General features: G+C 68.8%; 25 protein-coding genes and 1 pseudogene. 8 read left to right on the top strand and 18 right to left on the bottom strand.

From position 1 onward, the window contains the following. Nucleotides 1-155: 155 nt before the first annotated feature. The 5 genes from acsF to idi are packed head-to-tail and all read left to right on the top strand — an operon-like array spanning nucleotide 156 to nucleotide 4,614. Nucleotides 156-1,235 (top strand): magnesium-protoporphyrin IX monomethyl ester (oxidative) cyclase, encoded by a 1,080-nt coding sequence (gene acsF, locus Q0Q47_RS26630; RefSeq protein WP_293867411.1) that lies wholly within the window; start codon nucleotides 156-158, stop codon nucleotides 1,233-1,235. A gap of 5 nt (nucleotides 1,236-1,240) precedes the next feature. After that, nucleotides 1,241-2,110 carry a putative photosynthetic complex assembly protein PuhE gene (puhE, locus tag Q0Q47_RS26625; protein WP_293867410.1) on the top strand — a complete coding sequence of 290 codons (870 nt, stop codon included), beginning with the start codon at nucleotides 1,241-1,243 and terminating at the stop codon, nucleotides 2,108-2,110. Next, the gene (hemA, locus tag Q0Q47_RS26620; RefSeq protein WP_293867408.1) at nucleotides 2,107-3,321 is read left to right on the top strand and encodes a 5-aminolevulinate synthase; all 1,215 of its coding nucleotides are present in this window, start codon (nucleotides 2,107-2,109) and stop codon (nucleotides 3,319-3,321) included. Before puhE ends, hemA begins: the two co-directional genes overlap by 4 nt. Before the next feature lie 4 nt (nucleotides 3,322-3,325). After that, nucleotides 3,326-4,045 (top strand): spheroidene monooxygenase, encoded by a 720-nt coding sequence (crtA, locus tag Q0Q47_RS26615; protein WP_293867406.1) that lies wholly within the window; start codon nucleotides 3,326-3,328, stop codon nucleotides 4,043-4,045. Nucleotides 4,046-4,056: 11 nt separating this feature from the next. Further along, nucleotides 4,057-4,614, top strand: coding sequence for an isopentenyl-diphosphate Delta-isomerase (gene idi, locus Q0Q47_RS26610; RefSeq protein ID WP_293867404.1), 558 nt, complete (start codon nucleotides 4,057-4,059; stop codon nucleotides 4,612-4,614). A gap of 195 nt (nucleotides 4,615-4,809) precedes the next feature. Here the strand turns inward: idi and Q0Q47_RS26605 are convergent, their stop codons facing one another. From Q0Q47_RS26605 to Q0Q47_RS26525, 17 genes and pseudogenes are all read right to left on the bottom strand, one after another. Then, nucleotides 4,810-5,385 carry a hypothetical protein gene (locus tag Q0Q47_RS26605; RefSeq protein ID WP_293867403.1) on the bottom strand — a complete coding sequence of 192 codons (576 nt, stop codon included), beginning with the start codon at nucleotides 5,383-5,385 and terminating at the stop codon, nucleotides 4,810-4,812. Nucleotides 5,386-5,521: 136 nt separating this feature from the next. Next, nucleotides 5,522-6,952: a PucC family protein gene (locus Q0Q47_RS26600; RefSeq protein ID WP_293867401.1), complete on the bottom strand. Its 1,431-nt coding sequence runs from the start codon at nucleotides 6,950-6,952 to the stop codon at nucleotides 5,522-5,524. Nucleotides 6,953-7,235: 283 nt separating this feature from the next. Next, nucleotides 7,236-7,403: pseudogene (locus tag Q0Q47_RS31200) on the bottom strand (light-harvesting protein); the annotation flags it as partial. Between the two features lie 12 nt (nucleotides 7,404-7,415). Continuing rightward, nucleotides 7,416-7,571 carry a light-harvesting antenna LH1, beta subunit gene (pufB, locus tag Q0Q47_RS26590; RefSeq protein WP_293867397.1) on the bottom strand — a complete coding sequence of 52 codons (156 nt, stop codon included), beginning with the start codon at nucleotides 7,569-7,571 and terminating at the stop codon, nucleotides 7,416-7,418. Between the two features lie 461 nt (nucleotides 7,572-8,032). After that, nucleotides 8,033-8,977 (bottom strand): alpha/beta fold hydrolase BchO, encoded by a 945-nt coding sequence (bchO, locus tag Q0Q47_RS26585; protein WP_293867395.1) that lies wholly within the window; start codon nucleotides 8,975-8,977, stop codon nucleotides 8,033-8,035. 7 nt (nucleotides 8,978-8,984) lie between these two features. Then, nucleotides 8,985-10,010, bottom strand: a complete 1,026-nt coding sequence (pufC, locus tag Q0Q47_RS26580) for a photosynthetic reaction center cytochrome PufC (protein ID WP_293867393.1) — start codon at nucleotides 10,008-10,010, stop codon at nucleotides 8,985-8,987. Then, the gene (pufM, locus tag Q0Q47_RS26575) at nucleotides 10,007-10,990 is read right to left on the bottom strand and encodes a photosynthetic reaction center subunit M (RefSeq protein WP_293867414.1); all 984 of its coding nucleotides are present in this window, start codon (nucleotides 10,988-10,990) and stop codon (nucleotides 10,007-10,009) included. The genes pufC and pufM overlap by 4 nt, the downstream gene beginning before the upstream one ends. A 24-nt stretch (nucleotides 10,991-11,014) precedes the next feature. Further along, entirely contained in the window at nucleotides 11,015-11,839 is an 825-nt protein-coding gene (pufL, locus tag Q0Q47_RS26570; RefSeq protein WP_293867391.1) for a photosynthetic reaction center subunit L, read from the bottom strand. A 125-nt stretch (nucleotides 11,840-11,964) separates the two neighbouring features. Continuing rightward, on the bottom strand, nucleotides 11,965-12,111 hold the full coding sequence (gene pufA / locus Q0Q47_RS26565) for a light-harvesting antenna LH1, alpha subunit (RefSeq protein ID WP_293867389.1): 147 nt from the start codon (nucleotides 12,109-12,111) through the stop codon (nucleotides 11,965-11,967). A 9-nt stretch (nucleotides 12,112-12,120) separates the two neighbouring features. Further along, the gene (gene pufB, locus Q0Q47_RS26560; RefSeq protein ID WP_293867387.1) at nucleotides 12,121-12,339 is read right to left on the bottom strand and encodes a light-harvesting antenna LH1, beta subunit; all 219 of its coding nucleotides are present in this window, start codon (nucleotides 12,337-12,339) and stop codon (nucleotides 12,121-12,123) included. A 159-nt stretch (nucleotides 12,340-12,498) separates the two neighbouring features. Further along, nucleotides 12,499-12,810, bottom strand: coding sequence for a hypothetical protein (locus tag Q0Q47_RS26555; RefSeq protein ID WP_293867385.1), 312 nt, complete (start codon nucleotides 12,808-12,810; stop codon nucleotides 12,499-12,501). After that, the gene (gene bchZ / locus Q0Q47_RS26550; protein WP_293867383.1) at nucleotides 12,807-14,264 is read right to left on the bottom strand and encodes a chlorophyllide a reductase subunit Z; all 1,458 of its coding nucleotides are present in this window, start codon (nucleotides 14,262-14,264) and stop codon (nucleotides 12,807-12,809) included. The genes Q0Q47_RS26555 and bchZ overlap by 4 nt, the downstream gene beginning before the upstream one ends. Continuing rightward, on the bottom strand, nucleotides 14,258-15,814 hold the full coding sequence (gene bchY / locus Q0Q47_RS26545; protein WP_293867381.1) for a chlorophyllide a reductase subunit Y: 1,557 nt from the start codon (nucleotides 15,812-15,814) through the stop codon (nucleotides 14,258-14,260). The genes bchZ and bchY overlap by 7 nt, the downstream gene beginning before the upstream one ends. 8 nt (nucleotides 15,815-15,822) lie before the next feature. Next, entirely contained in the window at nucleotides 15,823-16,860 is a 1,038-nt protein-coding gene (locus Q0Q47_RS26540; protein WP_293867379.1) for a chlorophyllide a reductase iron protein subunit X, read from the bottom strand. Beyond that, complete coding sequence (gene bchC / locus Q0Q47_RS26535) at nucleotides 16,857-17,798, bottom strand: chlorophyll synthesis pathway protein BchC (protein ID WP_293867377.1); 942 nt, start codon at nucleotides 17,796-17,798, stop codon at nucleotides 16,857-16,859. Before bchC ends, Q0Q47_RS26540 begins: the two co-directional genes overlap by 4 nt. A gap of 171 nt (nucleotides 17,799-17,969) precedes the next feature. Beyond that, a complete protein-coding gene (locus Q0Q47_RS26530) occupies nucleotides 17,970-19,118 on the bottom strand; it encodes a methyltransferase (RefSeq protein ID WP_293867375.1) in 1,149 nt (382 codons plus the stop codon). Between the two features lie 16 nt (nucleotides 19,119-19,134). After that, the gene (locus Q0Q47_RS26525) at nucleotides 19,135-20,004 is read right to left on the bottom strand and encodes a polyprenyl synthetase family protein (protein ID WP_293867373.1); all 870 of its coding nucleotides are present in this window, start codon (nucleotides 20,002-20,004) and stop codon (nucleotides 19,135-19,137) included. A gap of 150 nt (nucleotides 20,005-20,154) precedes the next feature. Between Q0Q47_RS26525 and crtD the strand changes: the two genes are divergently transcribed. The 3 genes from crtD (at nucleotide 20,155) to Q0Q47_RS26510 (ending at nucleotide 23,680) form a co-directional block, all read left to right on the top strand. Then, nucleotides 20,155-21,720 (top strand): 1-hydroxycarotenoid 3,4-desaturase CrtD, encoded by a 1,566-nt coding sequence (gene crtD / locus Q0Q47_RS26520; protein ID WP_293867412.1) that lies wholly within the window; start codon nucleotides 20,155-20,157, stop codon nucleotides 21,718-21,720. A 74-nt stretch (nucleotides 21,721-21,794) separates the two neighbouring features. Beyond that, on the top strand, nucleotides 21,795-22,553 hold the full coding sequence (locus Q0Q47_RS26515; RefSeq protein WP_293867371.1) for a carotenoid 1,2-hydratase: 759 nt from the start codon (nucleotides 21,795-21,797) through the stop codon (nucleotides 22,551-22,553). A gap of 182 nt (nucleotides 22,554-22,735) precedes the next feature. Continuing rightward, the gene (locus Q0Q47_RS26510; RefSeq protein WP_293867369.1) at nucleotides 22,736-23,680 is read left to right on the top strand and encodes a hypothetical protein; all 945 of its coding nucleotides are present in this window, start codon (nucleotides 22,736-22,738) and stop codon (nucleotides 23,678-23,680) included. Nucleotides 23,681-23,711: 31 nt separating this feature from the next. Here Q0Q47_RS26510 and Q0Q47_RS26505 read toward each other — a convergent pair whose 3' ends face one another. Further along, the gene (locus tag Q0Q47_RS26505; RefSeq protein WP_293867367.1) at nucleotides 23,712-23,864 is read right to left on the bottom strand and encodes a hypothetical protein; all 153 of its coding nucleotides are present in this window, start codon (nucleotides 23,862-23,864) and stop codon (nucleotides 23,712-23,714) included. Nucleotides 23,865-23,869: the final 5 nt, after the last annotated feature.

Below are 23,869 nucleotides of genomic sequence, written 5' to 3'. Positions count from 1 at the left end.
CTACACGTAAGGAGTCGTCGGCAGCGTCAGATGTGTATAAGAGACAGGGCCACCATCGAGCGCGCGAGCCTGATCGAGCGGCTCTGGACGAAGGCGACCGGCGACCTCGAATTCATGGAACTGTGCGAATTCAGCTTCTCGGAAAGGCCGACGCTATGAACGCCCACGCGATTCCCCACGCCTCCGAGGCCGCGGTCAACGAGACGACCCGCATCGCCCAGCAGGACACGCTCCTGACGCCGCGCTTCTACACCACGGACTTCGACGCGCTCGACAAGATCGACGTCACGCCGGTGCGCGCCGAGTGGGACGTGCTCATCGAGGAGATGCGCTCGGACCCCAACCGCGGCCATTTCCGCCGCACCGACGAGTGGGACCATGTCGAGCTCGCCGATCTACCCGAGGGCCTGCGCAAGGAGTTCGTCGACTTCCTGGTCAGCTCGCTGACGGCCGAGTTTTCCGGCTGCGTCCTCTACAAGGAGATGAAGCGCCGCGGCTCCAACAAGGAGATCTGCGAGCTGTTCTCGTTCATGAGCCGCGACGAGGCGCGTCACGCCGGGTTCATCAACGACACGCTGCGCGACTTCGACATCGCGGTGAACCTGGGCTTCCTGACCAAGGCCAAGAAGTACACGTACTTCCAGCCGAAGTTCATCTTCTACGCCACCTACCTGTCGGAGAAGATCGGCTACGCGCGCTACATCACCATCTTCCGCCACTTCCAGCGCAATCCCGACAAGCGCTTCCACCCGATCTTCAAGTGGTTCGAGAAGTGGTGCAACGACGAGTTCCGCCACGGCGAGGCCTTCTCGCTGCTCATGCGCGCCAACCCGCAGATGCTGTCCGGGCTCAACAAGCTCTGGGTGAAGTTCTTCCTGCTGGCGGTGTTCTCCACCATGTATGTCCGTGATCACGCGCGGCCGTACTTCCACAACGCGGTGGGCATCGAGGTCGACGACTACGACATGAAGGTGTTCAGGCTGACGAGCGAGATCTCCAAGCAGGTCTTCCCGCTGACGATCAACCTCGACGACCCGCGCTTCATGAAGCAGCTGAAGCGGCTCAACGCCATCCGCAACAGCATGGAGAAGGCCGAGCAGCAGGGCGGCATCGGCGGCAAGCTCCGCAAGTGGGGCCTCACCGCCTCGGCCGCGATCGCCTTCGCCAAGCTCTACATGATCCCCTCGGTGCCCAACACCATTCCGGAGACCAGCCGTCTCCAGCCGGTCTGGTAACGCCGATGTCGGGAGCGGCCCACGCCGGCGCGTCCATCGCGTTCGCATTGTTCGTCTGGTGGTTTTCCACGGGCCTCATCCTGATGCTCGTGCGGATGCGCCGGTCGTGGCATGCGCCCGCCATGGGAGCGATGACGGTGCTGGCCGCGCTTTGCGCCATCGGCCTCTCCGCCACGCGCGGCGAGGCCACGCCCGTCAGCGCCATGGCCGGGTTCACCTACGGCATCGTCATCTGGGGCTGGCTCGAGATGGCGTTCCTGATGGGCTACGTGACGGGTCCCCGCCGCATCCCCCAGACGCCCGGCCTGACCAGCGAGAAGCGGCGCTTCCTCGAGGCGTTCGCGACGCTCGCCTGGCACGAGTTCGCCATCCTGGCGGTGGGCGTCGGCTTGCTGGCCCTGACCAGCGGGGCGATCAACGCCGTCGGCACCTGGACCTTCGTCCTGCTCTGGGTCATGCGGATCAGCGCCAAGCTGAACCTGTTCTTCGGCGCGCCGAACGTTTCGATCGAGCTGCTGCCGCCCCATCTCGACTATCTCGGCAGCTATTTCGCGCGCCGCAAGGTGAGCGCCTTCTTCCCCGTGTCCGTGACGATCGCCAGCCTCGCCTTCGGGTTCTCGGTGCATGCCGCGATCACGGCGCCGACCGGCTACGCCACGGTCGCCACGACGCTCTTCGCGACGCTGTTCGGCCTCGCCATCGTGGAACACTGGTTCCTCGTCCTGCCGCTCCCCGATGCCGCCCTGTGGCGCTGGGCGACGAAGCAGCCCGCCGTGGCCGCCCCCACGCCACTCCCCATTCCCGTCCGTGTCGATCGCGAGGCGGCTTCCACCCGTCCGTCACGCATCGCTTCCGTCTCGCAGAGGGTCCCATGAATTACGACGCGTATTTCCAGAGCCGCATCGACGAACTCCACGCGGAGGGACGCTACCGCGTCTTCGCCGATCTCGAGCGGCACCGGGGATCCTTTCCGAAGGCCACCCGCCACAAGGATGGCGGCACGCAGGACGTGACCGTCTGGTGCTCGAACGACTATCTGGGCATGGGCCAGCACCCGGACCTGCTGGCGGCCATGCACGAGGCGCTCGACCGGTCCGGCGCGGGCGCGGGCGGCACCCGCAACATCTCCGGCACGAACCATTACCACGTGCTCCTCGAGCAGGAGCTCGCCGACCTGCACGCCAAGGAAGCGGCCCTGCTCTTCACGTCGGGCTACGTGTCCAACTGGGCGGCGCTGTCGACACTGGCCTCGCAGATGAAGAACTGCGTGGTCCTGTCCGACGCCTCGAACCATGCCTCGATGATCGAGGGCATCCGGCACAGCCGCGCCGAGTGCATCGTGTTCAAGCACAACGACCCGCGCGACCTCGCCGCCAAGCTGTCGCGCGTCGTCCCCGACCGGCCCAAGCTGGTGGCCTTCGAATCCGTCTACTCGATGGACGGCGACATCTCGCCGATGAAGGAGATCTGCGACGTGGCCGACGACTTCGGCGCGATGACCTATCTCGACGAGGTCCATGCGGTCGGCCTCTACGGACCGCGCGGCGGCGGCGTCGCGGAACGCGAGGGCCTGATGGACCGCATCACGGTCATCGAGGGCACGCTCGGCAAGGCCTTCGGCGTGATGGGCGGCTACATCACCGGCACGACGGCGATGTGCGACTTCGTGCGCAGCTTCGCCTCGGGCTTCATCTTCACGACGTCGCTGCCGCCGGCCATCGCCGCGGGCGCGGCCGCCAGCATCCGTCACCTCAAGGCAAGCTCGGCCGAGCGCGAGCGCCAGCAGGACCGCGTGGCGGTGCTGCGCCGGCGCCTGGACCAGATCGGCATCCCGCATCTGCGGAACCCGAGCCACATCGTGCCCGTCATGGTGGGCAACCCCGTGAAGTGCAAGTGGATCAGCGACGTGCTGCTCGACCAGTACGGCATCTACATCCAGCCGATCAACTACCCGACCGTGCCGCGCGGCACGGAGCGGCTGCGCATCACGCCGTCGCCCTTCCACACCGACGCGGACATCGACCACCTGGTCGGCGCCTTGGAGTCCTTGTGGTCGCAGTGCGCGCTCAGCCGCGCGGTGGCCTGACGCCATGCCGGCCGTGTCGATCTCCTTCTTCCGGTTTTCCGGGTTGATCGACCGGCTGTGGGCGTTCGGCCAGATGCAGTTCGCCCGCGCCAAGCTGCGCAGGATCCCGGGGATCGGCTTCCACAAGCTGTTCGGGACCGGCACGGGCGAGGGCTTCACGCCTGTGCCCAACTTCGGCGTCTACGCGGTCCTGGCCACCTGGCCGGACCTGGCCACGGCGCGGCGCGCCGTGGCGGAGGAGCAGGCCTACCGCGACTATCGCGGGCATGCCTGCGAGAGCGCCACGGTGTTCCTGGAGACGGTCTCGAGCCGGGGTCGCTGGGATGCCGGCGAGCCGTTCCCGGCCGAGGGACAGCGCCTCGACCCCGCCGAGCCGATCGCCGTGCTCACCCGGGCGACGCTGAAGAAGCGCCACGTCCTCGCCTTCTGGGGGCGCACCCCGGACATCAGCGGGACCGTGCGCGAGCAGACCCACCTGCTGTTCAAGATGGGGCTCGGCGAGGTGCCGTGGTTCCAGCAGGTGACGTTCTCGATCTGGGACGACCACGACAGCATGAAGGCTTTCGCCTATGCGTCGCGCACGCACGGCGATGCCGTTCGCCGGGTGCGCGAAAACGGATGGTTCAAGGAAGAACTCTACGCGCGCTTCCGCGTGCTGGGGTTCGACGGAACCTGGGACGGCCGTCGGCCCTTGGCACGCCAGCGCATGCCAGAGCCGGCCTGAGGGAGGTTCGCATGTCGGCCATTCACGCTCGCGACATCCAGGCGCCCCCCGGTCCCGCCATCATGATCCCCGGCATCGCGCCGGACGGCTCGCTCTACCCGATCGAGAAGCTCGCCGCGCATCGCGCCGGGCGGCTGCACGTCGCGATCTCGGCCTTCGTGTTCAGCGACGGCGAACTGCTGATCCAGCGGCGCGCCGACGGCAAGTATCACTGCGCGGGGCAGTGGGCGAACACCTGCTGCACCCATCCGCACTGGGGCGAGACGGTGGAGAGCGCCGCCGTCCGCAGGCTCTCGGAAGAGCTCGGCTTCACCCTGCCGCTGCGCAAGGCGCGCACGGTGGAGTACCGCGCCGTCGTGGGAGACGGCCTGATCGAGCATGAGCGCGTGCAGATGTTCGTCGGCAAGGCCGACCGGGCGCGCCTGAAGATCGCGCCGGACCCGAGCGAGGTCTCGGAAACCCGCTGGGCCTCGCCGCAGGACCTGCGCCGCGAGATGGACGAGCGCCCGGAGGTCTTCACCCCCTGGTTCCGGATCTACCTCGACCAGTTCCCCGACCTGGTGCTCTGATCCATCCTGCGCCCTTCGGCACGCCGCCTTCGGCGGCTTGTCAGAGCCTGTGACTCTTTCTCCAGACCGCCCCTACGCCCCTCATCCTGAGCCACGGCCCGCAGGGCCGTGCGCCGAAGGACACACCATCTCCAGATGCGAAAACGGCCCCGTCTCCGGGGCCGTTCTGGGTCTCGCAGGCTCTGCCGCGACGCCTCACTTGTCGATCAGCGAGGCGTAGGGCGGTGAGGTGATGAGGTTCACCTTGGGCTCGCGGTTCGAGAGCATCGGCAGGCCGAGCATCTTCGAGAACGACCAGTCGGTCAGGTTGCCGCTCGGGACCCGGTTGGACAGGCCGCCGCCGAACATGTGCCAGTCGCCCTTGATGACCGGGCGCGGGAACAGCATGTCGGAGAGGACCAGCGTCCCCTCGGGCAGGAGCTCGGGAAGATAGCGGTCCTTGGTGCAAACCGGCTTGTCGGCGGCCTCGAGATAGACCTCGTCGTACTTGACGGGCGAGGCTTCGGGGCCGGCCGCGTCGAGGACGCGCTTGGCGAGGATGGCGTTGCCGTAGGGCGCGCGGACGACCACGACGGCGCCGCCGTCCTTCAACTTCTCGGCATAGGTCTGGGCGGCGGCCTCGTACACGCCGGCCGCGCTCAGCGCCCCGGCCGCGCCGTCGCCGGCGATGCAGTCGATGTCGCTGTCCTTGAACTTCTTGGCCTTGAGGGCGCTGACCGCGGCCGCGCCCTTGTCGGGGCTGGCGAACAGTCGGGTGATGATCGTCGTCATGACACCTCCGGTGGTGGGTTCTCAGGGACCCGCCCTGGCGACGAGCGCCACGGGCGGGGGTAAGCGGTGTGCACCGGCACGGGGTGAGCGGCCGGGGCGGCGGTTCGGCTTCGTCTCGACTGTCGCCCACGCATGATCATGGGGCGCGCAGGCCCTCCCGCAAGGGGGCGGCGTCCGCACCGTGGGTGCCGTGCCGGCCTGACCGGAGAAGCGGCCGCATGACGAAGAGGGCGGCGACCAGCAGGGCCACCTCCACGCCATAGACCGAGAGGTAGGGCACGGCGGGACCGGCGCCGGCCCGCGAGGGCCATGCCGCGATCACGTCGCGCAGGATGCCGCCGAAGGCGATCGCGATGCCGGCCGACGACGCCTGGACGGCGCCCCACGCTCCCAGCGCCAGGCCCGTCTGGCCGCGCGGCGCCAGGTTCATCGTGGCGGTGAGCGTGCCGTGCCCGAACAGCCCGGCGCCGAGCCCGACCAGGAGGGTGCCGGCGGCGAAGGCGGCGGCCGATCCCGCCGGCGCGGCTGCGATGACGAGAAGGAAGCCGGGGATTCCGGCCAGGATCCCCGCGCCCGCCATGCGGAACGGATCGGCGCCCCGCGACAGGACGCGCGAGGCGAACCAGAACCCGCCCAGGCCCCCGGCGGCCAGCGTCGCCGTGAGCTTCGTCGTGTCCGAAACGCTCAGGTGCAGGACCTGCCCGCCATAGGGCTCGAGCAGGACGTCGGCCATGCCGAATCCCATGGTGCCGACCCCGACCACCAGGAGACGACGGGCGGCATGCGCGCCGGAGAGGAACACCTCCCACGACTCGCGGAACGTGGTGGGCGCCTGCGCGCCCGCCACCGGCGCGCTGTGGCGGGTCTCCTGTTTCCACAGCGCGACGATGTTGAGCACGAGCGTGGCGACGGCCGCCGCCTGGATCACCTGCACGAGCCGGCCGGGCGTGAAGTCGTGGAGCATGGCGCCGAAGAGGAAGGCGCTCACGATCATGCCGACGAGCAGCATGACGTACATGAGGCCGACCACCTTGGGCTGGGACTCGACCGGCGCGAGATCGGTGGCCAGGGCGAGGCCGACCGTCTGGACCGTGTGCAGGCCGGCGCCGACCAGGAGGAACGAGATGCCCGCCCCCACCTGGCCGATCCAGGCCGGCGCGTGCGAGGCGTTGCCCATCCCCGACAGGACGAGCAGCGAGAACGGCATGATCGCCAGGCCGCCGAACTGCAGCATGGTGCCCTTCCAGATGAAGGGCACGCGGCGCCAGCCCAGCGCCGAGCGGTGCGTGTCCGACTTGAAGCCGATGAGCGCGCGGAAGGGCGCGAAGACCAGGGGCAGCGAGATCATGATGCCGACGAGCGAGGCAGGGACCTCCAGCTCGACGATCATGACGCGGTTCAGCGTGCCGATGAGCAGCACGAGGGCCATTCCGACCGACACCTGGAACAGCGACAGGCGCAGGAGCCTCGACAGCGGCAGGTCGGGGGTCGCGACATCGGCGAACGGCAGGAACCGGGGTCCGACCCGGACCCAGCCCTGCATGGCCATGCGGCTGAACTTGTTCATGCCCGTCTCCCCGTCGTCGACGGACGGACCGACTCCGGCAGAGCCGAAGGCCTGGTCCGTCCGGATCGACCGGGGGTTGGCGCGAGCCGTCCCCCGGCCGTTGTGCGGCGACGCGCCGTCGCTATTTCACGACGTCGAGTGCTGTACTGGCCACCGTGGTGCGGCCATCGAAGACGGCCTTCGCGGTGCGTCCGTCCGGCAGGAGGACGACGGCTTCCTGGGAAGCGTCGCCATCCTTGAACATGACGACGGCGGCCTGGCCGACACCCGGCTGGGCCGGGACGTCGAGGGCGGCGGCCTTCTTCGGCTTGCCCTGGTAGTAGGCGGGCAGCCAGGTCGTGGTCTTCAGCAGGTTGTAGTGCACGAACAGGGACGTGGCGGCCACAGCTCCGAGGAACAGGGGCAGCCCGACCGTCGGCTTCACGACCAGCCAGATCTTGGCGTTGTTCATGACCGGTGCTCCTTAGCCGAGCCACGGAGAATAGATGAACGCGAGGATATGCGCGAGAAGCGCAATGAATCCGAAGACACGCGTGCCATCAATGACATAGCGATGCAGTTCTTCTGCTTCGCGCAAGGTCAGGCCGGACGGCCATACCTTGTCTGGATCGTAGTTCATCGCTCCACCTCCTGGAGAGTTACCGTCTTCCCTGTGCGGTTGCCCGCACGCTTGTGACAACCGCCGGACGTGGGCAGGCGAAGTTCGCCCATCTGCGGTCCTGCGATCGCCGCTTCAAAGTGTCACATCTACTTGACGGTCGCAAGTGTTCGCATGGCTTTACACTCGAAATTCGTCGGAGAGTTGACCGTTGAAAAGAGCAGGGTTGCTGGCAATTCTTTGATGATGACAAGTCGATTGGGCCGGGAGATTTCTGCCCGGCCTTGGGATCGACGTCTTTCATCTCAAGATTTAGGCCAGGATTGACTATTTTCGCCCATGATTTAGGCGAACGAGTCCTTTGGATACGTCACAAGCTCGACTGTTCGGACGCTGCAAAGGCCTCTCTTCCTCTTACGCAGATTTGCCGATCCGGATCTGTGGAACGGGGACTTTTTGTCGCGGTTTTTTCCGGCCCGGACTCACGCGGTCCCCTCGTCGTGCCGGCCCGCCCGGATCACGAGATCGGCCAGAATCGCGGGGGCTTCCTCGTGGGCGAGATGGCCGAGACCGGGGAGCGGGACGATCCTCGCCTGCGGCGCGAGGCGGCGGACCTCGTCGGCCTGCGACGGCGGCACCATGCCGTCGCGCTGGCCGGCCGCGAGGATCAGCGGGACCGCGAGGCGGCGCATGTCGCGGCGCAGCGGGTCCAAGTCCCAGGCCGCCATCGCGCCCAGTGTCCCGGCCACGTGCCGCGGATTGGCGAAGAGGCGCCGGTAGAGCGCCATGCCTTCCGGATCGATCCGCGATCCGGTGTCGCGCAGCAACCGCTCAGCCACCGCGGGATCGCCCGCGCGCCAGGCGAAGGCGTGCGGCACGAGCGGGTTGAGCATCAGGAGCTTGGCGATGGGTGAGAAGAACTGCGTCGCCGGCCCGCGGAAGCCGACGAAGGCACCGTTGATGCTGACGATGGCGTCGGGCGCCGCGGCGCCGTCCAGCGTCATCCGCGTCGCGATCGCGGCTCCCGCCGAGTGCCCGACCATCAGCGCGGGGGAAACGTCGAGCGTCTTCAGCAGCGCGGTGATGGCCTTGGCCATGCCCGGCAGGGAGCGCTGGTCCGGTGGGGCCTGGTCGGTGAAGCCGTGGCCCGGCAGGTCGATCGCCAGGACCCGGAAGAAGGGTGTCAGGAGCGGCACGAGTCCGCGCCAGGAATGGGTCGAGGCGCCCATGCCGTGGACGAGGAGGACATCGGGCCCCTGCCCTGCCTGCAGCACCAGCCAGCGCAGGCCCGCGGCCGTCTCGAACCGGCAGGCCTCGCGCAGCGGCCAGTCGCGGCCCTCGTCGTTCCAGTCGAGCGTCGGATGCGCGGAAACGGCAGCGGGGGCGCGCGTCGCCGCGCGCCCCCGGCTGCCGGCCGGATCCGGCAACCGTCGCCTACTGGGTCTTTCCCCCGAGTTCGGCAAGGTAGTCCTTCAGCATGTTGGCCCCGTAGAGCGGCTTGTTCACACCCTGGTGGCAGGTGGCGCAGCCGACCTTCGCGACGTCGCCGGTGACGCCCAGCCGGTTGGCCGGGAAGGTCTTCGTCAACGGCTCCATGTAGTCCTTGTTCAACGCACGGGCCATGCGGATGCCGTAGAACGCGGTGACGCGCTGCGGCGGGCTCTCGTCCCAGGCGTTGAAGGCGCGCGAGCTGTGGCAGAACACGCAGCCCACGTTGAGCGACTGCGACATGTGCGTCATCAGCGCGTAGGTGTGCTCGGTGTCCATGATGCCGGCCTTGTTGCCCGAGGGCAGCGCGGTCAGCGTGTGCACGCGGATCGGACGGTCGCCCAGCAGGTATTCGCTGAGCGCGTCATAGGGCAGCGAGCTGCCGTCGGCGTTCTTGGCGACCACGTTCTGGCCGTTGCGCCAGCCCACCCAGCCGGTGTCCGTCGGCGTCGGCCCGATCTCCTTGAACCAGACCTGCTTGGGAGCCGGGTTGCCGCGGTGACAGGTGTAGCAGGTCACGCCGGTCTGCCCGACATGCTGCTTCCAATCCGCATTGATGGTGCGGGTCATCTGCAGCATCCGGCGCGCGACCTGGATCTGATACTTGCTGTAGTCGGCCATGTTCTCGGCGTTGTGGCAGTAGGTGCAGCCCTCCTCGGGCGCCACCCACTCCGCGATCGAGGCCATCAGCCGGTTGAGCTGGTCCTCGCTGAGGTCGCCCAGAACCTGCAGGCCGGGATGGGCCTCCTTCGCCCGGGGCCCGTTCGGGTCCGGTTCGTAGGGCGGCGCCGGGGCGACGTTCGCGGCCATGGTCTTCTTTTCCTGATCCTTGTCATGGATCACGAAAGCGCCCGTGCCGCGGTAGCCCACCTGCTTCGTCTCGACCGGCGGGATCGTCCAGCCGGCCTTCGCCATCATCCAGCCCGTGAACAGGACGGCGATGGCTCCGATCACGGGAACGGCGAGTTTCATGGCTTGGCTCCCGGAGCGAGCGAGGGATCGAGGACGCCGCCGTGGACGTCGGGGTAATGCGCCACGAGGCCGTGCTTGATGCCCCAGAGGTACCAGTTGTCGACGACGGTGCCCGTGAGGAGGATGCCGATGCCGCCGGTCAGCGGCGTGAGCACCGCGAACCACCAGGCCCAGCGATGGACGGACTCCATCGTGGCGTTGAAGCCCATGGTCCAGCGCCAGAACAGGGCGGCGCGCTCGGATGCCGTGCCGCGGTCGACGATCTGCTCGATCTCGCGATCACCGCCATAGCGGGTCACCGCCAGGATCGTCGCGCCGTGCATGGCGAACAGCAGCGTCGAACCGTAGAGGAAGACGATCGAGAGGCAGTGGAACGGATTGTAGTAGAGGTTCCCGTACCGGATCGAGAAGGCCGTGGTCCAGTCGAGGTGCGGGAAGATGCCGAACGGCACCGCCTCGCTCCAGCTGCCCATCAGAACCGGCCGGATGAGGCCGAGCACGAGGAACAGCCAGATGGCCGAGGCGAAGGCCCACGGCACGTGCGTGCCCATGCCCAGCGCCCGGGCGCGGCGATACATGCGCACCCACCACAGGATCACCGAGAGGGTGATGAAGAAGCCGGCGATGTTCCACCAGCCGCCCTGGTTGAGCGGCGGGATGAGCTTGAGGCCCTGGGAGGGCGGCGGCGGCTCGAGCGCCAGCCACGGCAGCTGCCGGATGAACTGGATCGGGTTCCAGTGCACCGAGGCGAGCATGTTCAGCCCGATGATGACGAAGCCGATCGAGAAGAAGATCGTCGCCATCATTCCGAGCGTGCCGAAGTAGATCGGCCCGAACTGGGCGTTGCCGAACTTGCCGACCCAGTAGCTCTTGACGGGGCCGCCGAAGCGCTCGAATTCGCCGCGATCGACGGGGACGCCCATGTCGAGGTGCGGCGTGTTAACCTGCACCCGGGTGAAGATATTCTGATAATTGGCCAGGAGTTGCATGGTCCAGCCCCTTTCTTATGCCCAGATCGGGAGCTTGAGCCACCAGTTCCACCACTCGGGCCAGCCTTTGGTCCAGAACGGTCCGCTGATGACGATGCACACGGCGCTCCAGAACACGGCGGCGAGCGCCAGGAACAGGCCGAGCCTGTGGATGCCGAGTGTGCCGATCGAATAGCCGATGGTGTCGCGGAAGAACGTGTCCTCGTGCTCGGGCCCCCGCACCGTCTCGCCCGGAGCCGGGTTCGTCGCGGACAGGATCAGCGCGCCGTGCAGCGAGAGCGCGAAGGTGGTTCCGAAGAAGAAGCTCACCCCCAGCATGTGTGCCGGATTGTAGTGGAAGTGCAGGTACTGGTATCCGACGTTCGAGACCCAGTCGAGATGGCTGAAGATCCCGTAGGGGAAGCCGTGGGCCCAGGCGCCCAGCAGCACCGGCCGGATCACCTCGAGGGTGAAGTAGGCGAAGATCGCGAAGCTGAAGGCGAACGGCACGTGGTAGCCGATGCCCAGCTTGCGGCAGATCTCCACCTCGCGCAGCGCCCACGAGCCGAAGGCGCCGAGCGCGCAGATCGTGATGATCTGCCACAGGCCGCCTTCCTTCAGCGGGGCGAAGCCCAGACCATACTTCAGGTCGGGCGGGGCGATGTTGATCTGCCAGATGTTCCAGGTCGGCCCGATGGCTGCCCCGTAGAGGATCAGCGCGGTGCCGACAAAGGCAAAGAAGGCCGTCGTGACGCCGAAGAAACCGACGTAGAAGGGCCCGACCCAGAAGTCGAAGAGGTCGCCGCCGATCAGCGTCCCTCCCCGGATCCGGTACTTCCGTTCAAAGCTGAGCAAGGCCATCGCGCCCCTCCCGTGAAAGTCATGCGAATCCCGGCCGATGGGCGGGATGATGGAGGGCGGGGTGGCCTGCGGGGTCGCCCCGCCCTCCTCGGGGTGCCACGGCGCGAGCCGTGGCACCTATGCACTCACTTGACCGCCGGGGCTCCGAGCAGCCAGTTGAAGCGCTCGGTGCTCAGCAGGACCAGGTGGATGAGGATGGCAATGGAGAACAAAGCCACCCCCTGGGCGACGAGCACCCGACGGGGATCAAAGACTTTCCAGATGCGCCACATGTGCCGTCCTCACGAGATGAAGGGCAGGGCGTTGCTCGCCACCGTCGTTACGGCTTCGAGCGCGGTATACCCCTTCGGGCCCGGAATCCAGGGACGCCAGAACCAGACGAGGAGGTGTGCCACGATCGCAATCGCAACGAACAGGATGAAGCCCTGCATGTAGTATTGGTGGAACTCTTGAGCTTCCTGGTCGGAAAGGCCCGACCAAGACTCACTTTTATCAGCCATCGTCTATCCTCCGACTGACGTGCCTTGCGGCGGTTACCGCACACATCCCGTGCGGCGGAGTCCATCACGGCTGATCGGCCGCGAAGTTTCGCCCGGGTGACCCCGGCCGAACCTGGTGACCGCGCGCCGCCGGAGCGGGCGCGGGAGCTTCGTCCATCCTCACGCCATGAAGACGATCGGGATCACCGCGTCGGCCCGCGCGCGGGTCTCCGCGAAGACCGACCGATGGGCGTAGGCGCTGCCGCGCAGGCGCGGCGGCAGGAGCCTCATGGCGAGGACGATGGGAAGCAGAACGATGAAGGCCAGAACCGACAGCACGCGGTACTCGCGTTCGGCGGCGCGGCGCGATGCGCCGTCGGCCTTCTGGGCCGACCATGCCTGGTAGAGCTTCGAGCCGGCGCACGCTGCCGGATCCGTCTTGGACATCCGCTGGGTGGTGCCGGCGTCCGGCATCATGAAGGCGTCGCTCATGTCGTTTGTCCCTCCAGCAGTGATGCCCGTGTCCGGCGGACGCGTTCCGCCGTCACGATGGTCTCGCCGCCCTGGCGGGCGGCCTTCTCGGCCGCGTCACGCAGGCGCTTGGCGGCGGAAATGCGGACGAGCACGGGCTCGGCCTCGACGTAGCGGTCGAGGGTCTCGCGGGCGTCGTCGTCCCAGGGCAGCTCGTCGTGCAGGCGGGCACGGGTCGGCTCGACGGCGTCGAGCTGCGAGGCGAGCGGCAGGATGTTGAAGAGCGTGTCGAACAGCGCGTTGCAGATCTCCTGCACCACGTAGGTCGCGCCCGAGTAGCCCATGAAGGGCGTGCCGACGTGGCGACGGATGATCGAGCCCGGGAACGAGGCCGGGATGTAGGTCCCGCGCCCGCCCGCCTCGACGAGATACATGCGCTCGTTGTAGCTGCCGAAGAGGACCAGGGGCCCCTTCTCCCGCACCAGCGAGCGGATCTCGGCGTTGTCGGTCTTCTTGCCCGGCAGCCGCGGCACGGCGAAGGCGCAGGGCAGCCCGAGCTCGTGCTCCAGGAAGTTGCGCAGGCCGCGCACATAGGTCTCGGTGGCGACGACCGCGAAGCTCGCCGTGCCGAAGAAGTCCTGGGTGACGGAGCGCCACAGGTCCCACAGCGGCTTGATCGTGGTGTGCTTCTCGCGGGTGATGAAGGGCTCGGGATCGAGGCCCAGCAGGTCGCCCAGGGCGCGCAGGAACTTGGTGGTCGAGTGCAGCCCGATCGGCGCCTGCAGCCAGGGCTTGTCGAGGTCCTCGCACAGGAGGCGGCCGAACTCGCGGTACATGCAGATGTTGACGTCCGCATCCACGAGGCGCGGCACGTCGGCCAGGTGGCTGCCGAGCGGGAACACCATGTTCACCTCGGCCCCGATGCCTTCCACCAGCCGCCGGATCTCGTGCAGATCGGAGGGCATGTTGAAGGTGCCGTAGATCGGCCCGATGATGTTGACCTTGGGCTTCTCGCCCTCCTTGCGGGGACGGGCCTTGGGACGCTTGCCGCCCTTGGCGCCGTACTCGGTCCAGAGCCAGCGGATGGCGCGGTCGGCCGACTGCCACTGGTCCTCGTCGATGGTGCGCGGCAGGAAGCGCTGGATGCCGGTGCCCTCGGGCGTCACGCCGCCGCCGATCATCTCGGCGATGGAGCCGGTCACCACGACGGACGGCTGGTTCGGATCGAGCACGCCGTGGGCGCGCTTCATGGCCTGCTCGGTGCCGTTCTGCCCGAGCTCCTCCTCGGCGAGGCCCGTCACGACGATGGGGAGCTCGTGCGGCGGCAGGGCGTCGGTGTAGTGCAGGACGGAGGTGACCGGCAGGTTCTCGCAGCCCACCGGGCCGTCGATGATGACCTGGAGGCCCTTGATCGCCGTGAAGGCGTAGACGGAGCCCCAGTAGCCGCCGGCGCGGTCGTGATCGAGGATCAGCATCCCACGGCCTCCCCGGTGTCGACGGCGTTGGTCTTCTTCACCCGCGCCGCGTATTTCTTGCGGAATTCCGGCCGGTCCTGCGGCACGTCTTCCCAGACGCCGGCTGCATGGCCCGTGCCGACCCCCTCGAAGAAGGCGCTCATCTCGTCGAAGCGGTCCTTGCCGGCCATGGCCGCATTGATGACCTGAGCGAGGGAGCCCGCCCCGGCGATGCCCATGAGGGGCCGCGCGGAGATGAGGTTGGTGAAGTAGAGCGACGGGACCGACTTCTCCTTGGCCTTCTGCACCACGGGCGTCGTGCCGATGGCGAGGTCGGGCTCGAAGGCGTTGAACGCGGCGAGGTCGTCCTCGAGAGAGGCACGGAACTTCACCTGGACGCCATGGGCTTCCAGCCAGTCGCGATCCGCTTCGGAGAAGCGCGTCTTGGGGCAGGCGGTGCCGACGTAGCGCAGGTCCGCCCCGCTCTCGACGAGCAGGCGGCCGACGAGCAGTTCGGAGCCCTCGTAGCCCGAGAGCGTGATGCGGCCCTTGATGGGCTTGCCCGCGAGCGCCCCGCGGATCGGGTTCACGACCGCGTTGCGGGCGCGGTCGATCGTCTCGCGGTTGATGTTCAACGTGTCGCCGATCGCCTGGAGCCAGGCGTCGGTGCCTTCCACGCCGACCGGCGCGGACCCGACGATCGGACGGCCCGCCGCCTCGAACTCGCGGAACGAGGCCGTGTAGAAGGGATGGATTGCGGCCACCACCGCCCCGTCCAGAGCGGCATAGAGCTCGCGCCATTCGCGGGTCGGAACGACCGGGCCGGGCGCGAGGCCGAGCGGCTCGAGCATGCGCCCGATCATCACGGGATCAGCGGGGAACATCTCGCCGACGAGCGTGACCGTGGGCTTGCCAGAGCGGCCCTGGGCGGGAGCCTGCACGGGCCCCTGCTCCACCTCCTGGCGGGCGTAGTTCAGCATGGCGCCGGCGAGGACGTCCTTGGCTTCGGCGTGGGTCGGCACGCCGAAGCCCGGCACGTCGATGCCGACGATGCGCACGCCGTTGATCTCGCGCGGGAGCAGCCGCAGCGGCACGCCCGACGCGGTGGGCACGCACAGGTTCGTCACCACGACGGTGTCGAAGCGCTCCGGATCGGCGAGCGAGAAGACCGCCTCGCGGATGTCCTCGAAGAGCTTGCCGGTGACGAGCGTCTCGGAGTTGAACGGGACGTATCCGACGGTCCGGCGCGCCCCGTAGAAGTGAGACGTGAAGGTGAGCCCGTAGACGCAGCAGGCCGAACCCGACAGCACCGTGGCGGTGCGGCGCATGCGCAGGCCGACGCGCAGCGACCCGAAGGCCGGGCACATGCTCTGCGGCTGGTCGTGCGGCCCCTTCGGATAGTCGGCCGCGTAGCGGTCGAGGATCTCCGATTGGCCGGCCGCACGGGCGGCGCGCTCCATCTCGGCTGCACCCGCATGGCAGCCGCCGCCCGTGGCGGCCAGCGCCGGTTCGCCGCCCCCGGTGGGGACCGGCGCCGTTCGCTCGTCGAAGACCTCGGGGCGATCGTCCATGACCGGCCTCACACCGTCTCGTAGACGACTTCGAGGGAAGGCTTGTCGACGACCGTCTTGCCCCGCATGTCGGAGGCGGTCGCCGGCTCGAGCACCACGTCGCGTCCCACCGAGTCGCCGGAGAACAGGCCGAGCAGCCCGTCCTGGGACAGCGGCGTGGGCTGGCGCGGGGGCGCGTCCGCCACGTTCTGGGCCAGGGCCTCGAACAGCGAGGCCCACTCGGTGCCGGGGCGGCCGATGATCTCGTAGTTGGCGCTCTTGCGGCGGATGTCCTCGTGCGCCGGGATGGCGGCGAGCACCGGGATCCCGACGGCTTCCGCGAAGGCATGCGCCTCGCCCGTGCCGTCGTCCTTGTTGATCACCATGCCGGCGACGCCGACATTGCCGCCGAGCTTGCGGAAGTATTCGACCGCCGAGCAGACGTTGTTGGCGACGTAGAGCGACTGAAGATCGTTGGATCCGACGACGATGACCTTCTGGCACATGTCGCGGGCGATCGGCAGGCCGAAGCCGCCGCACACGACGTCGCCCAGGAAGTCGAGCAGCACGTAGTCGAAGTCCCACTCGTGGAAGCCGAGCTTCTCCAGGAGCTCGAAGCCGTGGATGATGCCGCGACCGCCGCATCCGCGGCCCACTTCCGGACCGCCGAGCTCCATGGCGTAGACGCCGTCGCGCTTGAAGCAGACGTCGCCGATGCTGACGTCGTCGCCGGCGAGCTTCTTCTTCGAGGAGGTCTCGATGATGGTGGGGCAGGAGCGGCCGGCGAAGAGGAGCGAAGTCGTGTCGCTCTTGGGGTCGCAGCCGATCAGCAGCACCTTCTTGCCCTGCTGAGCCATCATGTAGCTCAGGTTGGCGAGCGTGAAGCTCTTGCCGATGCCACCCTTGCCGTAGATGGCGATGACCTGGGTTTCCTTGGTCGCCGTGGTGGGCACGGGATCGGGCTCGACGCGGGCCTCGGCGCGCAGGCGATCGACGAGCGTGTGGCTCTTCGTGGCCTTGGCAGCGGCGGCCGGCGCGAGCGTCACGGCGTCGGGGGCAACGGTCATGAGCGCGCACTCCAGTCGAGGATCATCTTCAGGCAGGACGGATCCTCGAAGGCCGTCCTGTAGGCGTCCGGCGCAGTGACGGCCGCCTCGCGATGGGTGATCAGGCCGTCCAGCGACAGGGCGCCGGCTTCGACCAGGGAACGGACCGCCTCGAGGTCGGTCTCCCGCCATTCGGCGGCGACGCGGATGCGCGCCTCGCGCATGAAGGCGGGCGGGAAGGTGAAGGCGAGCTGGCCCTCGTAGAAGCCGGCCAGCACGACCTCGCCGCCGCGCGTGAGGCGCGGAATGACGCGGTCGAGAATCGTGGGGTCGCCGCTGACGTCGTAGATGGTGCGGTAGTTGCCGCGCTCGTCCTGCGACGGATCGACGACGTCGTAGCCGACGGCGCCGACGGCGCGGCGCGGGTTGGTCTCCCAGACCACCGGCGGCGGTCCGCCGGCCAGCACGGAGAGGCGGGCGAGAAGGCGCCCGAGGACACCGTGCCCGATGATGAGATCGCCACCCTCGGCGGCCGAGCCCTGGCGGGCGTGATAGGCGGTGGCGGCGAGCGCCAGGAGGGAGGCCCGGTCGCCCAGCGACTCGGGGACGGGCGTGACGCGGCTGCCGGGCACGACGACGCGCGAGGCGGCGCCACCGAACAGGCCCCGGACATCGCCGTAGCAGCGGGCGCCGGGCACGAAGACGAAGTCACCCTCGCGGCGCCCCGATTCGGTGCCGGCCTCGACCACCCGCCCGACCGACTCGTAGCCGGGGACGAGGGGATAGCCCATGCCGGGGAAGTGGGGCATGCGGCCCGACCAGAGCAGGCGCTCCGTTCCGGTGCTGATGCCGCTGAAAGCGATGTCGACGACGACGTCGGCGGGAGCGGGAGGAGTCAGCTCCACCTCACCGAGCACGATGTGCCGCGGCTTTTCGAGGATGACGGCGAGAGCTTTCACGACCGACCCACTGTTGACTGGCGTTCTTGAAGCGGATTCACGATCCGAAGACACCATGTGTCACTCTAACTTGACACACTGGAGTGTCAATCAAGAACGACGTCCCGTGCCTTGATGGGTGGAAAAAAAGGCTTTGATCCGAGTCGGTTGCATGCGCGCCGGCGCACCCGTTCAGGGGCGCGCTTCGATCAGGCTGGTGAACAGCGGGCTGCGGGTTCGGACCGGTGAGACGCGTTCGAATCCGGCCTCTCGCAGCAGGCCTGAGATCTCGTCGACCGACCGGGCGTCGCCGCCCTTCATGGCCATGAGATAGAACCCGAAATAGGCGGCACCGACGGTTTCGGCGCCAGGGGTCGCGGCCATCGGCTCGGCGACGAGGAGGACGCCGTCCTGCGGCACGACCGCCCGCACGGCCTTGAGAATCGCCAGCGCATTGTCGCGGGGGTGGTCGTAGAGGACCCGGACGAGCGTCACGAGGTCCGCCCCCTGCGGCAGCGTGTCCCGGAACAGGTCGCCCCCGAACGCCTCGGCGCGGCCGGTCAGACCCGCCGCGGCGAACGTCTCCCGGGCGCGCTCGGCCACCGCCGGAAGATCGAAGACGGCGCAGGACAGGTGCGAATGCCGCCGCGCGGCGGTGCGCACGAAGGCCCCCTCCCCGCCGCCGACGTCGAGCAGACGGCGGTGCTTGGCGAAGGAGTAGGCATCGAGGACCTCGTCCGCGATGAACTGCTGGGACACGCCCATCAGTCGGCTGTACGCGGCGACCTGCGCCGGCGTCAGCGCGCCGGGATCCTCGGCCGAGGCATAGGCCCAGAATCGGGACAGGGCCGTGTCGCGGACCTCTCCCCGCAGCAGCGCGACGGGGTCGCGCAGGTCTTCGTAGAGGAGCGCGTGGTGCTCGACCATGGCGCCGACGCCGGGGTTGCCGAGCAGCGCTGCGCCCAGGTCGCCGAGCCCGAATCGGCCCTCCCCCCGTTCCGACAGGAGGCGCACCGCCGCGGCGGCCGAGCACAGGCGGCGCGTCGCCGCGACGTCGAGGCCGATGGCGGGCGCGATCGCCTCCACCCGCATCGGCTCGTCGGCGACGAGGTCCAGCAAGCGCAGGCGCACGACGGCGTGCAGGATCTGCGAGTAGACGAACCCGGAGACGAGGTCGAAAAGTTCGCCGGCTCTGCGCCTGGCAAGCGGACGGGTGAGCGGAAAGGCGGCGGCCCAGCGCTGGAAGCGCTCGCTGCGCAGCAGCGGATCGCGGACCGCGTACCACCAGTCGACGAGGCGGCGTGGCTCGTGGTCGCGCAGGGCTGGCCGGACGTCGGTCACACGCTCGTCCTTCCGGTCAGGCGGCCGACTGCGCGAGTTCCTTGGGCACCAGCCGCTTGGCCTCGCTCATGATGAGCGCCTCGAGCTCGCCGGCGCGGGGGCACGGCGGAATGGCGGCGATGGCGCCGCCCACGAGCTCGCGCAGATGATGTAGGGCCCCACCCTGGCCGAGCCGGGCCACGGCATTCGGCCGCATGTGGGCGGCATCCTGCCCGGTCGGCTTGCCGATCTCGGCCGCGCTGCCGACCGAGTCGCGCAGGTCGTCCGCCACCTGGTAGGCCTCGCCGAGCCTGTCGCCGAAGAGCCGCCAGGGATTGGGATCCGCTCCGGCCGCCAGCGCGCCCGCCATGGCCGAGCCGACGAACAGCGAGCCCGTCTTGGCGCGGTGATAGGTTTCCAGGTCGATCCGCTCCTCGGCCTCCCAGGCCTGGCCGGCGACGATGCCGTGCGGCATGCCCACGGCGTGGGCCACGGCGCTGATGAGCTGCGCCATGCGCGCGGGCGCCTGGACGGATTCGAGCGCGATGGTCTCGAAGGCGAGGACGATGAGGCCATCGCCGACGAGCAGCGCCAGGGATTCCCCGTAGAGCGCGTGAACCGAGGGGCGGCCGCGCCGCAGCGAGGCGTCGTCGAAGCAGGGCATGTCGTCGTGGACGAGCGAGGCGCAATGCAGGAGCTCGAGGGCAGCCGCCGCACCGTCGGTGACGGCGGGGGCGTCGTCGCCGCAGGCGGCCGCCACCGCGTGGCAGAGCCTGGGGCGGATGCGCGCACCGCCGGGGAAGACGGCGTGTCGGAGAGCTTCGGCGATACGGGGAGGCGCCTTCGTGCCGCATGCCCTCGCCACGGCCTTTTCCAGGGCCGACTCAATGCGCGACTTGGTGTCCATCGCGATCCCCGCTCATGAGCTCTGTCATTCGAGGATGACAGTCCTTCTGTCAGGCAAGCTTGACAGACCTCGGTGCGGCCGGCAAATCCTTTCTGGGGCCGGACCCGGCTTCCTTGCCGCCTCGCGGCAGGTGCCCTCCGGCGGAGAGAGATCGTGTCGGAGCATGTCGTCATCGTCGGTGCGGGCGTGGGTGGTCTTTCCGCCGCCATCGCGCTTGCCGCCAAGGGCGTGGCCGTCACGGTGCTGGAACGGGCCGGCAAGCCCGGCGGCAAGCTGCGCGAGGTTCCCGTCGGCGGCGCCATGATCGATGGCGGGCCGACCGTCTTCACCATGCGCTGGGTCTTCGAGGAGCTTCTGGCCGAGGCGGGGTTGTCGCTCGCCGACGAGATCCCGCTGGTGCCCTCGCAGCTGCTCGCGCGGCACGCCTGGTCGCAGGACGAGACCCTCGATCTGTTCGTCGACGTGAATCGCTCCCAGGACGCCGTCGCGGCCTTCGCCGGCCCCGACGAGGGGCGCCGGTTCAGGGACTTCGTGACGCGGGCCGCCGAGGTCTACCGGACCCTGGAGGGTCCGTTCCTGCGCTCGTCGCGTCCCGGCATGATCTCGCTCACGACGCGCATCGGCCTTGGCCGGCTGCCGGACATGCTGCGCCTGCAGCCCTTCTCGTCGCTGTGGTCGGCGCTGGGCCGGCACTTCCGCGATCCGCGCCTGCAGCAGCTCTACGGGCGCTACGCCACCTATTGCGGATCCTCGCCGTTCCTGTGTCCCGCGACCCTCATGCTCGTGGCCCATGTCGAGCAGGACGGGGTCTGGTTCGTGCAGGGCGGCATGGCGCGGCTCGCGGACAATCTCGCCCGCATCGCCGCCGGCCTGGGCGTGACGATCCGCTGCCACAGCGCGGCCGGCGAGGTCGTCGCGTCGGGCTCGCGCGTGACCGGGGTGAAGCTCGCCTCCGGCGAAATGCTTCCGGCCGACGCGGTCATCGTCAACGCCGACGCCAGCGCCGTGGGGGCGGGCCTGCTCGGCCCGGCGATCGCCGGGGCCACGCGGCCCGTCGCGCCGGACGACCGCTCGCTGTCGGCCTTCGCCTGGACGGCGGTCGCACGCAGCACGGGCTTCCCGCTCACGCGCCACGGCGTCTTCTTCTCAAGCGACTACCGACGCGAGTTCGACCAGATCCAGCGCGGGCGGGCGATGCCGGACGACCCGACGGTCTATGTCTGCGCGCAGGACCGCGGCGACGAGCCGCTGGCCGGGCCGGAACGGCCCGAGCGCTTCCTCATTCTCGTGAATGCCCCCGCCGTAGGCGACCTCAGGACTTTCGACCGGACCGAGCGCGAACGATGCACAGACCAGATGCTGGGCCGGCTGAAGGCCTGCGGGCTGACCCTGACCCTGGACCCGGAGGCGACGACGCTCACGACACCCAACGAGTTCGCGACCCTCTTCCCGGGGACGGGCGGAGCGATCTACGGCCGGGCGTCGCACGGCTGGAGGGCGTCGTTCCTGCGGCCGGACTCCCGCACGGCGATCCCGGGGCTGTTCTTGGCGGGGGGCAGCGTGCATCCGGGACCGGGGGTGCCGATGGCGGCCTTGTCGGGACGGCTGGCGGCCCGGGAAGTGCTGTCGGACTTCGCTTCGACCGGCAGGTTCCGCCCGGTGGCTACGCCTGGTGGTATGTCGACGCGCTCAGCGACGACGGGCGCTACGGCCTGAGCATCATCGCCTTCGTCGGCAGCGTCTTCTCACCCTACTACGCGTGGTCGGGCCGCCGGGACCCGGAGAACCACGTGTCGGTGAACGTGGCGATCTATGGACGTGGCGTGCGGCGGTGGACGATGACGGAGCGCGGCAGGCAGGCCCTGTCACGCAACGCCACGGCGCTCTCCATCGGCCCGAGCAGCCTGCGCTGGACCGGCGACGCCCTGACGCTCGACCTCGACGAGGTGTCGGCCCCCCTGCCCCGGCGGGTGTCCGGTCGCATCCGGCTCGTGCCGGAGGGGCTGGCGAGCCGGGTCGTCACCCTGGATGCGGCGGGCCGGCACCAGTGGATGCCGATCGCGCCCTCGGCCCGGGTCGAGGCGGAGTTCCGGCATCCCGACCTGCGCTTCACCGGGCACGGCTACTTCGACACGAACGGCGGCAGCGAGCCGCTGTCGGCCGGGTTCGCGTCCTGGACATGGTCGCGCGCGGCGATCGCCGACGGCAGTGCCGTGCTCTACGACACCGTCGAAGCCTCGGGCGCCCGGCGCAGCATCGCCATCGCCTATGACCGGACCGGGCAGGACCGGGATTTCGAGCCGCCGCCGCGCGTCCCGCTGCCCGGCACCCTCTGGCAGGTGCCGCGGGAGACGCAGTGCGAGCGAGGCGGCACGGCCCGCATCCGCCGCACGCTGGAGGACACGCCGTTCTACGCACGCAGCGAGATCCAGACGCGGCTCCTGGGCCAGGACACCGTCGCCGTGCACGAGAGCCTCGCCGCCGGCCGCGTCGACACCACCATCGTGCGCATGATGCTTCCCTGGCGCATGCCGCGTCGATTCATCTGAGAACTCGCGGGCAGATCTCCGTCGCCTTTGACGTATTTATTGGATCAGATCCGACGCTCTTTGTTTTTTCTTTTGTCGCCTCTCACCAGTATCGGCCGTTCAACAACGTCCGAGAGAATTGACACCTTGGCACGTTGACACGAATTCTTGCTCCGTTCGCACAAGACGGGACGAGGTCAACCATGCCCTTGGTTTCGAAGCTCTTCTCCACGCCGCTGGACGCGAAGCTCGAGGCGGCGCTCGCCGACGATCGCCATCACATCACGCCCGGCGCCAGCGGCGAGCACGTGCGCAAGATCCAGATCGCGCTCAACCGCCTGAACGAAGGCCGCGGGCAGACCACGTTCCTCGCGATGGACGGCATCTTCGGGAAGGCGACGGCGCTCGCGGTCAAAGCCTACAAGAAGAAGCGCAACATCCTGCAGCCCTGGCAGACCGAGCCGGACGACATCGTCGGCAAGCGGACGATGAAGAGCCTGGATGACGAGATGGACTTCCTGGAGAACGAAACGCCGGTGGCCTCCAGGTACATCTGCGTCGACATGGACGGCGCGCCCCACGACCATTCGAAATGCCCGGCCTACACCGCCGGCAACGAGAGCAAGCCGGACGGAACCATCAGCCACCTGATGACCCCGTTGAACCCCGTCGGCAGCGGGCGGATGCTCAACATCGGCGGGCAAGGCGAGGCGAACTACCTCGGCTTCGTCGACTGCGTTCCCGATCCGGCCTGCGACAAGCCCTTCATGGCGGATTGGGTGAACGGGCGCATGCTGACGTCGATGGTGTCGAGCGGGACCGTCAGCGACATCTGCTTCCGAAGCACGCCGCTCGACACGTGGATGCAGACCGAGATCCGACGGATCTGCATGCGCGGCGCGAGGCTCACGCTCACGTCGAACCGGATCAGCAACTACGATCCGCAGACCGACACGATGGACCAGACGGTGGAGTTCCTGAAGCGCATCGGCACGATCATCGAGTACGGCGTCATCGTGCCGAAGGACGGACCGCGGGACTACGTGGTGGCGACGATCACCAGCGTCGATCCGCGGTTGCCCAAGTGCACGGCCCGCAGGACGTCCGCGGCGGCCATGGCCGCCCGCGCCACGCTGCGCCGCCGGTAGCGGGGGCACGAGACGTGGCGGCCAAGCGCCATCAGGGCCCGCCCTCCCGGTTCTCGCGCTCGCGCTCCTGCTTCTCGCGCTCCCGGCGCAGGCGCCGCAGGTCCAGAAGCTGCCAGGCGGAGAACGCGAGCGCCAGCCCGAAGACGAGGACGATCTCGATCCAGCCGTAGAAGGCAGCGTCCACCGCGG

It is taken from the genome of uncultured Alsobacter sp. (assembly GCF_945952055.1).
GTDB lineage: Bacteria > Pseudomonadota > Alphaproteobacteria > Rhizobiales > Beijerinckiaceae > Alsobacter.
Note: the sequence above shows the minus strand (reverse complement) of the source record. Positions and strands in the feature narration are given on the sequence as shown.